This window comes from Bacteroidota bacterium, from assembly GCA_020161395.1.
GTDB lineage: Bacteria > Bacteroidota > Ignavibacteria > Ignavibacteriales > Ignavibacteriaceae > UTCHB3.
Window position 1 is genome coordinate 34,727 of record JAIUOE010000006.1, and the last position, 12,966, is coordinate 47,692.

Below are 12,966 nucleotides of genomic sequence, written 5' to 3' on the forward strand. Positions count from 1 at the left end.
GCTTATGTGGATTCGTTAAACACCGAGAGCTTCAATTACAAGTCTTGCTGCTTCGGCTCCCGAATATTGCTGTTGTCCGGTGACAAGTCTGCCGTCCCTGACCGCAAAAGGTTTGAATAACCCGCCTGTAATGAAGTTTGTGTTCTCAATCTTTTTAGCTTCTTCCTCTATCCAGAACGGCTGAATTTTCATTCCCACATAGCTGTCAGCAAACTGCTCTTCAGCATTTGCAAAGCCCGTCCAGGTTTTTCCCTCGACTAGAAGTTTACCGTCAGAGGTTTTGGCTTTGAGGAGTACACAAGTGGCATGGCAGACAATGCCGACAACTCTACCCGCCTCATGGAAATCGACTACCAGTTTGTGGAGTTTTTCATTATTTATGAATGTGTACATCGGTGACTGTCCCCCTGTAAGGAAAACTGCATCATAATCGCTTACATTGAGCTTATCTATTGACGGAGTGTCCTTCAACAATGCTGAATGTGGAGGTGACTTCTTAAAGCCAAGGCTCAGGATGTCATGCGCCGAGTAACCGCTCGCATCTTCGGGATCACTAAAACTGTCTGCCATCAGCTCACCACCTTCGGGTGAATAGATATCGACTTTGTAGCCCTTTTCGGTAAAGGCGTGGTAAGGGTGGGTAAGTTCTGCCCACCAGAAACCGATTTGCCAGCCGGTTTGGGAACTGACAGAGGAATTGGCAGCAATAAGTGCAACTCTTTTCGGGCTGTTGGAATCCTTTACATTGAGGTTAGCGCTCATAAATTTTTTCTCCTTTTTGTATAATTTTTTCAAGCTAATATGTTAAATTAGTACTATATAATATCTAAAATCAAGTATGTACAATAAAGTAATATACTAACTAAATAGAAAGAAATGCGGAAAATGCCCGTTTTCGAGTTTAGAGAGAAAAAATATAATAATCCGGTGGAGCTTGCTCTCGATGTAATTGGTGGAAAATGGAAGATGCCGATACTCTGGAGATTAAAAGACAAGGTTTGGAGATACGGCGAACTAAAAAATTTTATTCCCGGCATTACACACAAAATGCTTGCTCAGCAACTGCGGGAACTGGAAGCGGATGGACTTGTAAACAGAAAGGTTTATCAGGTGATTCCACCGAAAGTGGAGTATTCGATCACTGAGAAGGGATTGACTACAATTCCCTTAATTACTTCTTTGCGTCAGTGGGGGATTGCATTTAAGGAGGATAAACTGGTTTAGATATTCTCCCGAAGAGGAGGTTTATATGACTTTAAGATGAAACCGGCAGGCGTTCAATCAACAACTGCCGGCTCAATAATATTTACTTCTTTGCTGCTTCTACGCAGGCTTTTATACCGGCTTTGTAAGAAGTCGGTGTAAAGTTAAAAGCTTTTTTGAATTTGTCGCTGTTGAAAATGTAGTCGTATTTGAACTGGTAGCTCATCTCGATCATCGACATAATAGTTGGATTGAAAAGCCCCGCCATAAACAGCATCCCGTTGCTAAAGACCTGGATTTTTGGTTTAATACCCATATACTCGCCGGCAATCCTGATCATTTCCTCTCCCGTAATTGGTTTTTTCTCAGAAGGAGCGTGCCAAACCTGATTGTAAGTCGAGGGAGTATTCCCGATAAGTGCTGTGGCGTAAGCTGCATCAGGAGTGTAGGTAAAAGTGTGAAAAGCCTTTGGATTATTCATCCAGTTTGCCTTTTTTCCTTTAATCAAATTGTCGATGACAAGCAGATTAAACATCGAACTCCCTACACCCGGTCCATAGAAATCGGCACCTCGCACAATCACCCCTTGCAAATCTCCCTTTTTGTACTCATCCATGAAACGCAGATCGAGTTTCGCCCTGATTTCTCCTTTTTTACTGCAAGGATGAAAAGGCGTTTCTTCAGTCATCTCTCCTTCTACCCTGCCGTACATATAAACATTGTCAAAAAAGACGAGTTTTGCACTTTCTCTTTTACAACCTTCGATAACATTCTCCATAATGGCGGGCCAGTGTTCCTGCCAGGTTTTGGTTGTGTACTTCAGTCCGGCGGTGAGATAAACAATCTCCGATCCCTTGATCGCCTGAAATATTTCCTCTTTTTTTGTGATGTCAGCATTAAAGGTAATATCAGTAGAATTGACTTTTTTAGCATTTCTGCTTACAATTTTAATTTTATCTGTGTATTTCGTCAGTTCCTTTGCCAGTGGAATTCCAATTGCACCACCACCGCCTAAAATCGTTTGCATAGATTGGTCGCTTTCCAGTAAAATCATAAAGATGAATAATTATGAATGCGAATTTGCAGAAATTCCTGCAATTTTAAAATTGTAGATAGATGGAGGTTTGATATTTTTTGATTAATGGTTGATTTGGATTATCGATTGCGGGAATTTACAAGTAAATGTTCCACGGATTGCACAGATTCATCACGGATTGCACAGTTGTGTTAACCTTATTGATATATATGCAAGTATTGGTTATGTATGGTGAATTCCCCTTTCAGGAGAACGCTCCAACCCTTAAATTACACTTCCCAATAATTAAAATGTGAAATATGGAATCGATAAAAGAAATTTACCGGATTGGATTTGGTCCCTCGAGCAGCCACACGATGGGTCCGAGAAAAGCTGCAGAGATTTTCAGAGAGAAAAATGTGGAGGCTTTCCGTTTCAGGGTAGCGCTTCACGGCTCTCTTGCAGCCACGGGAAGAGGACACCTGACTGATAAGGCGATTATGGAGGTGTTATCTCCCGAAAAGACCGAAATTCTGTGGAAACCGGAAGATATTCTTGCGAAACATCCGAATGCATTGACTCTTGAGGCATTTGATTCTGATGGTAAAATTATCGATTCCTGGCGGGTCTATTCGGTCGGCGGTGGCAAAATCATTGATGATGATCATGACCCCAAGGAAGATTCGATTTATCCACACAACACGATGAACGAAATTCTGAAGTGGACGAAGCAGACCGGACGGTCATTCTGGGAATATGTTGAGGAAGTGGAAGGACATGATATCTATGACCACCTGGCAAATGTCTGGGAAGTGATGCAGGTGGCTATCAAAAACGGTCTTGAAGCCGAAGGAGTTTTACCGGGTCCTCTTAATTTGAGAAGAAAGGCCTCCTCGTATTTCGTAAAGGCAAAAAATTATTCGGGAACTCTTAAGGAGAAAACCCTCATTTTCTCTTATGCGCTTGCTGTGGGTGAGGAAAATGCTGCCGGTGGAGAAATAGTTACGGCTCCCACCTGCGGGTCATGCGGAACGATGCCGGCAGTTCTTAAGAGACTGAAAGACAGTTTTGAGTTTTCGGATCAGAAAATACTCAGGGCACTTGCTACTGCAGGACTTGTGGGCAATCTTGTAAAGCACAATGCATCCATTTCGGGAGCAAAAGTTGGTTGCCAGGGGGAGGTTGGAACCGCATGTGCGATGGCGAGTGCGGCTGCCACCCAGCTTCTTGGCGGGACACCGCTTCAGATAGAGTATGCAGCAGAAATGGGGATTGAGCACCACCTCGGGCTTACCTGCGACCCGATAATGGGGCTTGTTCAGGTGCCATGCATTGAACGAAATGCCTTCGCTGCAGAAAGGGCGTTTAACACTGCGACTTTTTCACTTCTTTCCGACGGGCAGCACCTCGTTTCGTTCGACAAAATTGTTAAGACCATGAAGCAGACGGGACATGATATCCCCTCGATATACAAGGAAACTTCAGAAGGGGGTATGGCTCTCTTTTATTCGTAGAAAATTAGTAAGTTTACGAACTTTTTTTCGATCTTTTCCACGGAGTTTTTCTGAAGCACCTTTTACTTCTTCTGGTTTTTTGCCTGACGGCTACCGCATTCCCACAGTTAACAGCAAAAATTATGACATGGAACACTCTCAATTACCCGGGTTCAACAGGAACGATAAGAAACCCCTACTTCAGAACTGTAATTGCAGCCGCAGATCCCGACATTTTTGTCGCGGGGGAACTGGGTTCCACAACTGATTTTAACACTTTCCGCGATTCGGTGATAAAAAAAGTTTCAACCGAATATCAGGCAGGTGCATTTATCGATGGTCCTGATTCGGATCATGCAATATTTTTCAAATCCTCGAAATTTAACTTTATTTCCAATACCCCGATTGCAACTGAACTGAGAGATATCAGTCAATTTGTTGTGACCACTACTTCCACACTTGATACACTGATTATTTATGCAGTGCATTTGAAAGCAAGCAATACAACAGCAGACAGGGAACAACGGGCGAGAGAGGTGGACAGTCTCCGAAAAGTGACTGACAAACTTCATGCGGGAGCAAATTTTATTGTACTGGGAGATTTTAATTTTTATGGCTCAACTGAACCTGCCTATATTAAATTACTAAATACTGCGACGAGCGGTTATTTTATCGATTATTTGAAGGACTCGATGTCGGGTACATGGAACAGTGCTGCGTTTTCAAGATATCATACACAATCGCCAAGAACAAGGTCTTTTGGAGGAGGTGCGACCGGAGGGATGGACGACAGATTTGACCTTATATTAATGAGTCAAAACGCAAAAGATTTTGGGGGCGTCAGTTTTGTACCGGGTTCATATATCGCATACGGAAATGACGGAAACCATTATAATGACTCATTAAACAGTCCGCCAAATACCGCAGTGGGTCAGATCGTTGCTGACGGTATTCATTATGCCTCTGATCATATTCCGGTAATTGCAAGTTTCCTTTTTGACACTCCATTACCTGTTGAACTTGTATCGTTTACAGGCAAAAGATCGAATGACGGAGTAAAATTGGAATGGCAGACCTCCACGGAAACTAATAATCTCGGTTTCGATGTGCAGAGGTCGGAGAATAATAAGGAGTGGCACAACCTTGGTTTTGTTGAAGGGCACAATACGAGCAGTTCACCAAAATATTATGAGTTTACGGACCGGACAAGACACAATGGAAATTTGTATTACAGATTGAGACAAAACGACAACGACGGTACAATAGAGTTTTCGAATGTGGTTGAGATATCCGCCAGCGTGCCCGCAGGATTCTCCCTCAATCAAAATTACCCCAATCCCTTTTCCTCAGGGAGCAACGATGCTCAAACGAATATTGAATTCGAAATACCGTCAGCAGGGAATGTGGTTCTGACAATTTACGATATTCTCGGAAGGGAAGTGACGACACTTCTCGATAAATCTTTTGAAGCGGGAAAACACACTGTGAAATTTAATCCGCAAAATTTACCTGCGGGGAATTACATCTACAAATTAAGCTGGAACAACCTGACACTGACCGGGAAGATGATCTGCCTGCCGTAGAGGGTTATTTCCCCTTTACCACGGTCTTTTTTTCCTGAAGTGTACGGATGTATCTTTCGTAGATTGCCTTCATCCCGGCGAAAATATCGAGATGTTCCCTGTAAACGGATTCCAGGGTTTTGAAGGTATATCCAAGATCAGCGGGACAGATTAGTTTTGACTCGGTCAAAATTGCGGCGACACCTCCGAATTCCGATTCATGTCGCGTTAGAAATGCATCGAGACCCTCGACAACGCCGGCAATTCTTAAATTGAACTGATCTATGTCAAAAAGGAGTTTTTTCTTTAGAGGCTCTTTCTCTTCGCCTCGTAAATAGGAGAGCCTGTTTATGTCCAGCTCGAGTTCATCAAATTTTGAAATAAATTCCGAATCATATTCTGCCAGTCTGTTTCTAAGACTGAGAAGTTCGTCCACCGTTTTTTAACCGGTCTTTTAAATCCCGTAATTCTTCAACGCTCTCCGGCATCCCAAAACTCCTGAGGAAATTTGTCAATATTTAGCATTGCCAATTTAGCACTTGAAATTTAATCTGACAACATTTATTGTACTTTTCAGCCTTCAACCCTCAGCCCTCACCTTTCAATCTTCAGCCTTCAACCATCAGCCCTCAAAATTCAAAATTTTTTTTGCATTGAGATTTCAGAAATTTTCATCATTTTTGATCACATATTTTTACATCTTAAGAAGAAAATGCAAATGAGAACAATAATAGAACCATTTAAAATAAAAGCAGTTGAGCCGATCAGATTTACAACAAAGGAAGAACGGACTCAAATCCTGAAAAATGCCGGATATAACCCCTTTTCAATTCATGCAGATGATGTGTTGATTGACCTGCTTACGGACAGCGGCACTTCCGCAATGAGTTCGGAACAATGGGCAGGTGTAATGCTTGGTGACGAATCATACGCCGGATCAAAAAGTTTTTACAAGTTTGACGCAGCCGTAAAAAAGATTACCGGTCTGAAAAATGTGATCCCGACACATCAGGGAAGGGCATCTGAAAAGATACTTTTCACTGTGCTTGGAGGGAAGGGGAAATATTTCTGCAGCAATACACATTTTGACACTACCCGTGCAAATGTTGAATATTCGGGTGCCGAGGCTGTCGATTTCATGACGGAAATCGGGAAACATCCCGAGATGAAAGCCGATTTTAAAGGGAACATGGATATTGTTGCACTGGAGGCTTTTATCAAAAAAACAGGTGCCGAGAACATTCCACTCGTATTGATGACTGTAACCAACAATTCGGGCGGTGGTCAGCCTGTCTCGATGCAGAACATCAAAGAGACAAAGGCTATTTGTACTAAATACGGCATCCCCTTCTTCCTGGATGCATGCCGGTTTGCAGAAAATGCATATTTCATAAAGAAGCGTGAAAAAGGTTACGAAAATAAAACACCCCTTGAGATTGCACAGGAGATGTTTTCTTATGCCGATGGCTGCACTATGAGTGCGAAAAAAGACGCATTTGCAAACATTGGGGGATTCCTCGCAATGAATGATGACGGTCTGGCGATGTCGTGCAGAAACCTCCTCATAGTTACCGAAGGATTCACAACCTACGGAGGACTCGCAGGCAGAGACCTTGAAGCAATCGCGCAGGGACTTGTTGAAATTCTTGATGAGCATTACCTCGAGTACAGAATAAGATGTGTGGAATATCTCGGAGAAAAGCTCGTTAAAAATGATGTGCCGATACTCGAACCACCGGGAGGACACGCAATTTACCTCGACGCCATCAGATTTGCACCACACATTCCGCAACATCAGTTTCCGGGACAATCCATTGTCTGCGAACTGTATCTCGAAGGAGGAATCAGAGCATGTGAGATTGGAAGTGTAATGTTTGGCAGAGAACTTCCCGACGGGACGCACATTTCACCCGCAATGGAACTTGTAAGGATGGCAATTCCCAGAAGAGTTTACACCCAAAGTCATTTCGACTACATGATTGAGGTAATAATTGATGTGTACAAGAGAAGATCGGAACTTCGCGGGATGAAAATCACGGAACAGGCTCCGATGTTGAGACACTTCACAGCGAAATTTGACTATGTGGGTTAGTAAACAACTCAAACTAAGGCAAAAATTCGATTTCGAAAAAAAGGTCTGGAGACTGATGCTTTCGGAACCTCATTTCCTCCTCGTTGAAGAGAGGGATGTCGACAACCGGGAGGCTTTCTACCATGTCTTTGAACTATCCACCGGAAGGACTTTGCTACACAGGTTCTCCACACCGGAAAAATTCTGGAGCGGTGTGGAAACTTTTCAAAACAAACGAATACTTTTTCACAGTTACAGATCGCAGGGACTGCCTTTTCATAAAGGGATTTTCTGTTACGACATCGAAAAACAATCGTATTTGTGGCAGGAACCTGATCTCGCTTATTTACTGAAAAATGAACAGGGCGTTTTTGCCTTCAAACAGAAATTTGAGTCACAGGAGTATTTCCTGCTGGATAGTGACACCGGGCAGATTATTGATGAGCTTGGTGAGGACAGCACCCCGATTAATCAGATGATTGCCGAAGCCGCTGAAAAGGAATCTTTTGATCAGTTTATTTACCCTGAAAACTTCAACCTCTCCAAATATAACGATGGCGGATACATTGAGAAACTGATGCACGAAGGAACCATTGTTGAAGTCGCAGAGATATTTGAGAAGGACTCCCTCATCTTTCTGAACACCCATCGTGGCAGCCGGGAGAAGGGCTTCCTGAATGAGTTGCTTGTTATTGACAGTGAAAAAAAGAAAGTGATCAAAAAAGAGATTCTCAACAGCAGAACGGAGAATCTCATAGCTGAAAGTTGCTTTATTTACAAGAATCTCCTCTTTTTGATTATAAACAAAAAGAGTATCGAGATTCGGGAGATAAAAACATGACACTTGAAGAAAAAAAACTGCTGCTTAGGGCGGCAAGAAATGCCATAGAACACTCGCTCGGTCTCACCAAAGAGACAATTCAACTTCCCGCTGAGGGTGTTTTTGACACCATGAGCGGATGCTTTGTTACACTTCATAAACATGGTGACTTGCGGGGATGTATCGGTTTTATTAAAGGAGTGGAACCTTTGCATAAAACCATCAAGGAAGCCGCACTTCTGGCAGCAAGGGAAGACCCGAGATTCCCTCCCGTTACCGCACATGAATGGAGGCACATTGCGATTGAGATATCGGTGCTTTCTCCTCCGTTTGACATGCCGGATTATGACAGTATTGTTCTCGGTACCCATGGTATTATCATTCGTGAAGGATTCAGAAGTGCCCTTTTTCTGCCACAGGTACCCCTCGAGCACAATATGGATAAAGATGAGTTTCTTACCGAACTTTGCAAAAAAGCAGGACTTCCACCACGGCTCTGGACTCAAAAACAACTTAAAATGCAGGCTTTTACAGCGGAAGTCTTCTCAGAGGAGGAAATTTATGGCTGAAATAAGAAAACCCGCAGTAGCAGGGATGTTTTATCCGGCAACACCTGAAAAACTTGAAAGACAAATGACCCGTTTGTTCAGCGGGGTACCGGATTCTCCCGTGAAAGAGGAGTTTATACCGGGAATCATTGCTCCTCATGCCGGTTATATGTATTCAGGTCTGACAGCCGCTTATGCCTACAAAAACATTGCCGACAAGAAGTATTCAAGGGTGATTATTCTTTCTCCCAGTCACAGGGAATATTTCGGCGGTATTTCAATCTATGATGGCGACGCTTACGAAACTCCATTGGGCAGGATAAGCGTTGATCAGAATATTGCACAAAAAATGGCAGCCACTTCCCCCAGAATAATGAGAAGCAAAGCCGGTCACAGAGATGAGCATGGAGTTGAAGTGCATCTCCCTTTTTTGCAGCAAATTTATGGGAACGATTTTGAGTTTGTTCCGGTGGTCATGGGAGATCAGTCACACGCAAATATCAACGAACTCTCGAAAGCCCTTCTCGAAGTGATGGATGATGATACCCTCGTGGTTGCTTCGAGCGATCTTTCACATTTTTATACCAAACCGGTTGCAAATAAACTGGACTCTGTGATTGCAGACCGGATTGTTGAATACAACCCTGAAGCCTTGGAAGAAGACCTCGAGAGGCAGATAACACATGCATGCGGTGGCGGTCTTGTTGTCGCACTCATGAAAGCAACAAAAAGAGCCGGGGTAAAACATTCCCTTCTGCTGCACCGTTCCGATTCGGGTGATGTTTCGGGAGACAATACTTCAGTAGTCGGCTACCTTTCGGCAGCATTTTACAATTGATGATTAGAAAACAGTTTGAGGTGATTATTGGAGTTTGATGTCGCATTTTTAGGAACGGGAAGAGCTGCATGGTCTTTGGCTGATGCACTGGTTGATGTGGGGCATTTTATCCGTTTTGCCTCCAACAGATCGGAAGAACCGCTTCTGAAATTTGCAGAAGAGTTTATGGTGGATAAAGTCTCCACCGATATAAAGGAAATAGCAAAACATGCCTCGAGATTTCAGGTGTGTGTAATTGCTGTTCCTGATTCTGCCATAAGAGAGGTGGCTGATACACTCGCTGCACTTCCTCTGGATTTTAAGAAGTGTCTCTTTATGCACCTTTCGGGTTCGAAAACCTCCCGGGAACTCTCTTCATTAAAGAAGAAAGGAGCGATGACGGGGTCATTCCACATTCCGCAGAGTTTTCCTTCAAGAAGCCGGGTTTCTCTGTGGGATCTGCCTGTTTGCATCGAAGCATCCACGGATAAGGCAGAAAAATTCATGAAGCAGATTGCAAAAAAACTCGAACTGAAGCCCTTCTTCATAAAAGCTGAATTAAAAGTTTATTACCACCTTGCTGCTGTTTTTGCTTCTAATTTCTTTCCGGCAATTGTCGCAGACTCCATGACGATGTTCGAGCTGGCAGGAGGCAACAAAAAAGACTATTTTAAAATATTCAGTCCGATTATTGAAACCACAATAGAAAACATCCTTGAAAAAGGGCCCGAAAATGCCGTTTCGGGTGTAATTCCCCGGAAAGATTATGATACACTTCAGGAACATCTCGATGCTCTCGCCTTTGACGACCTGACACATCAGCAACTCTTGACCTACACCCGCCTCTCGGAAGTAACAGCCAAAATGCTGGGAATCAATTTGAAAATTACAATTACCAAAAACGAGGAAGCCGGGAAGTGAGGAGGTTTGTCGGGTAAAGTGAAAATAAAGTACATTTTCCCGGTCTCTTTTCCCGAGGGTGGAGGGGGAACTGCCATGACTCTCCAGAACGCGAAAGCCATTCGGGCAGCAGGTTTCGATATTGAAGTTTTGATTCCCCGTTCGACAGAAAAGAGAGGCGACACCCGAAATCAAAATAAAGAAGGGGTCTATCAGGGTATTCCATTCAGGTATCTGGTTAGATCTGTGGTGCGTCCTGCCACACTGACGGGGAGATATCTAAACTTCACAGCCGGACTTGCGAATCTGTTTGTTTATATTAAAGCAGCAAATGAAGATTCGCCTTTGGGTCCTGTAATCGTTAAGGGACCCCTCGATGGTATCACACTCCTTTTATATGTTTTGGTTGTGAAATTCATTGGATTGAAATGCATTTACAATTTCGATGACTACCCTGATTACATCCTCTTCCCGGGTAAAAACTCAAAGATTGAAAAGTTCATCTCAGAAAAAATAGCATTCAAGCTTATTGACGGATTCATCGTGATTTCGACGGCACTGAGAGATTTTGTAAGAAGTGCCACTTCAGTGTCAAAACCGGTTTATTTACTCCCGATGACAGTTGATCCCAGGAGATTCGATTCCCTCGACAACTCCTTCACCACATACAATAATTACATTTTATATACCGGATTCGATTTCAACCCGGGAAGCCGGTTTTCTTCAAAAGACGGACTCCTTGGTCTCATTTCCGTATTTTCAAAGATTGCCGGCAGGTTCCCCGGATTGCTGCTGGTAATAATAGGGGAGAACAACCCGATTTACCACGATCATGTGAAACAACTTGGGATTGAAGGAAGTGTGGTGTTTCTTGGTTTGAGAAGCCGGAACGAAGTGTCTCTCTATCAGAAGAATGCCCGTCTGCTGGTGCTTCCGCGTCCCTGGAGTAAACAGGCAGAAGGGGGATTTTCCTCAAAACTTGGTGAATACCTTCTCACCGGGAATCCGGTTTTACTTACTTCGGTCGGTGATGCAGTTTTGTATCTGAAAGATATGAGGGATGCCTGTTTCGCAATCCCGGGTGATGAAGAGGATTTTCGAGCTAAAATGGAGTTTCTACTTCAAAATGAATCCGAGGCAACAGAGATGGGTTTAAATGGAAGGAAAGCCGCACTCGAGAAGTTTAATCATGTGATTGAAGGGAAGAAACTCGCTCCGTTTCTGATGTTATTCCGATGATGAGAAGTTGAAGCCCGTCACTTCTGAATAAATTCTTTCAAGTTCATGGTAAATCGACTCGGGATTGTGTCTCACTAAAGCACTTTTTCTCGCGTTTTCACCCAGGAAACCGGCAAAATCAGGGTCTTCCATTATTTTTTTGACTGCAGATATAAGTTCTTCCGGGTTTCCGGCAGAGAACAACACCCCGGAAACTCCATTTTCAATTAGTGAAGGTGTACCCCCAACATTTGCAGCAATCACAGGTAACCCAAGGCACATTGCCTCGCAAATCGCGATTGAAGAATTTTCGATAAATGAGGTATGGATGTAAATATCGCAGTTCGTCATCGCCTCAACCAGATGATCCGCTCCAATTTTTCCGAGAAAGGAAATATTATTATTGCTGAGTGTAAATCGCGTGGCTTTCCTGATTACCTTGACCATGGAGTCGGATTCGCCAAGCCCTGCGATTCTCCATTCGAAATCGATACCGGCTCTTTGTAATTCGTCGCAGACCTGAAATATCAAGTCCAGCCCTTTATAAAATTCGGCGTGAATTACCGTCAGGAAAACAGGTCTGGCAGATCTCTGTTTTGGCGATCGTTCAGTAAAAAACTCCCGGCGGATTACATCGTCGAGGTGGAAATATTTAATATCCGGATTTATTTGAAATAAAAACGATTCGTCAAATCCGGTTCTGCCAAGGAGATATTTCGGCTTTTTGAGAATTTTAAGTTCCCGCTTTGCCCGTTTTTTTTCATTCAAATAACGAAAGAGAACCCCCGCATAGAGAAAATCCCGTATGCCCGCACTTTCCACAACCTGAAAAAATGAAAGATTTCCAAAATAAACCGGAATGAATGAATTCACGATGCCCTGAATCTGAATTAAAACCGGAATTCCCACCTTGTCAGAAATCATCCCAAAAACTGATTCCGTACCAAATACATGGATCAGTCCGGGTTTGACAGTATCAACAACTTCAAGAATGTTTTTAATATCTCGCGAAGTGTGCTGAATCAATAGAAATCTCCTTAGCCATCTTTCAATCTTACCCGGTCTAGGGATTTTATAATAAGTGACATTTCCAAGTTCTACCATTTCAATTCTATTGCAATTACCGAAAAAAGCGATGTGCAACTCTATCTCGCTTGTTTTTTCGCGAATCAGCAGCTCCAGAGAAGATATCCAACTTCCCTCAAATATCTGTCCTCCTGTGATTTCGGGAGTCAACAGCGAGGGAGTGTTTGTAAACCAGAGAACTTTGAGCTTTTGCAAGTGAATTTTAGTAAGTGAAGTGAAAAGTTTTATTATTG

At 43.2% G+C, this 12,966-nt stretch carries 13 protein-coding genes; 9 read left to right on the top strand and 4 right to left on the bottom strand.

Annotated elements, in window-relative coordinates; all coding sequences use genetic code 11:
- Positions 1–15 precede the first annotated feature (15 nt).
- Positions 16–762, bottom strand: coding sequence for a type 1 glutamine amidotransferase domain-containing protein (locus LCH52_11010; GenBank protein MCA0389008.1), 747 nt, complete (start codon positions 760–762; stop codon positions 16–18).
- A 123-nt stretch (positions 763–885) separates the two neighbouring features.
- Here LCH52_11010 and LCH52_11015 point away from each other — a divergent pair, with 123 nt between their 5' ends.
- Entirely contained in the window at positions 886–1,224 is a 339-nt protein-coding gene (locus LCH52_11015) for a helix-turn-helix transcriptional regulator (GenBank protein ID MCA0389009.1), read from the top strand.
- An 82-nt stretch (positions 1,225–1,306) separates the two neighbouring features.
- On the opposite strand, the gene LCH52_11020 is transcribed toward LCH52_11015, so the two are convergent.
- Positions 1,307–2,230 carry an NAD-dependent epimerase/dehydratase family protein gene (locus LCH52_11020; GenBank protein MCA0389010.1) on the bottom strand — a complete coding sequence of 308 codons (924 nt, stop codon included), beginning with the start codon at positions 2,228–2,230 and terminating at the stop codon, positions 1,307–1,309.
- A gap of 308 nt (positions 2,231–2,538) precedes the next feature.
- On the opposite strand from LCH52_11020, the gene LCH52_11025 reads away from it, so the two are divergent.
- Together LCH52_11025 and LCH52_11030 are read left to right on the top strand one after the other, a co-directional pair.
- On the top strand, positions 2,539–3,732 hold the full coding sequence (locus LCH52_11025) for an L-serine ammonia-lyase (protein ID MCA0389011.1): 1,194 nt from the start codon (positions 2,539–2,541) through the stop codon (positions 3,730–3,732).
- 122 nt (positions 3,733–3,854) lie between these two features.
- Positions 3,855–5,294, top strand: a complete 1,440-nt coding sequence (locus LCH52_11030) for a T9SS type A sorting domain-containing protein (protein ID MCA0389012.1) — start codon at positions 3,855–3,857, stop codon at positions 5,292–5,294.
- A gap of 4 nt (positions 5,295–5,298) precedes the next feature.
- Here the strand turns inward: LCH52_11030 and LCH52_11035 are convergent, their stop codons facing one another.
- Positions 5,299–5,709 carry a hypothetical protein gene (locus LCH52_11035; GenBank protein ID MCA0389013.1) on the bottom strand — a complete coding sequence of 137 codons (411 nt, stop codon included), beginning with the start codon at positions 5,707–5,709 and terminating at the stop codon, positions 5,299–5,301.
- 282 nt (positions 5,710–5,991) lie between these two features.
- On the opposite strand from LCH52_11035, the gene LCH52_11040 reads away from it, so the two are divergent.
- Genes LCH52_11040 through LCH52_11065 form a run of 6 tightly spaced genes read left to right on the top strand, consistent with a single transcriptional unit; the run spans position 5,992 to position 11,668 of the window.
- Complete coding sequence (locus LCH52_11040) at positions 5,992–7,365, top strand: tryptophanase (GenBank protein ID MCA0389014.1); 1,374 nt, start codon at positions 5,992–5,994, stop codon at positions 7,363–7,365.
- Positions 7,366–7,420: 55 nt separating this feature from the next.
- The gene (locus tag LCH52_11045; protein ID MCA0389015.1) at positions 7,421–8,185 is read left to right on the top strand and encodes a DUF4905 domain-containing protein; all 765 of its coding nucleotides are present in this window, start codon (positions 7,421–7,423) and stop codon (positions 8,183–8,185) included.
- Positions 8,182–8,733, top strand: coding sequence for an AmmeMemoRadiSam system protein A (gene amrA, locus LCH52_11050; protein ID MCA0389016.1), 552 nt, complete (start codon positions 8,182–8,184; stop codon positions 8,731–8,733). Before LCH52_11045 ends, amrA begins: the two co-directional genes overlap by 4 nt.
- Positions 8,726–9,550, top strand: a complete 825-nt coding sequence (gene amrB, locus LCH52_11055; protein ID MCA0389017.1) for an AmmeMemoRadiSam system protein B — start codon at positions 8,726–8,728, stop codon at positions 9,548–9,550. The genes amrA and amrB overlap by 8 nt, the downstream gene beginning before the upstream one ends.
- Before the next feature lie 27 nt (positions 9,551–9,577).
- Entirely contained in the window at positions 9,578–10,450 is an 873-nt protein-coding gene (locus tag LCH52_11060) for a DUF2520 domain-containing protein (GenBank protein MCA0389018.1), read from the top strand.
- A gap of 18 nt (positions 10,451–10,468) precedes the next feature.
- Positions 10,469–11,668 carry a glycosyltransferase gene (locus tag LCH52_11065; protein MCA0389019.1) on the top strand — a complete coding sequence of 400 codons (1,200 nt, stop codon included), beginning with the start codon at positions 10,469–10,471 and terminating at the stop codon, positions 11,666–11,668.
- Here LCH52_11065 and LCH52_11070 read toward each other — a convergent pair.
- Positions 11,657–12,928, bottom strand: coding sequence for a glycosyltransferase family 4 protein (locus tag LCH52_11070; GenBank protein MCA0389020.1), 1,272 nt, complete (start codon positions 12,926–12,928; stop codon positions 11,657–11,659). The genes LCH52_11065 and LCH52_11070 overlap by 12 nt on opposite strands.
- Between the last annotated feature and the right edge of the window lie 38 nt (positions 12,929–12,966).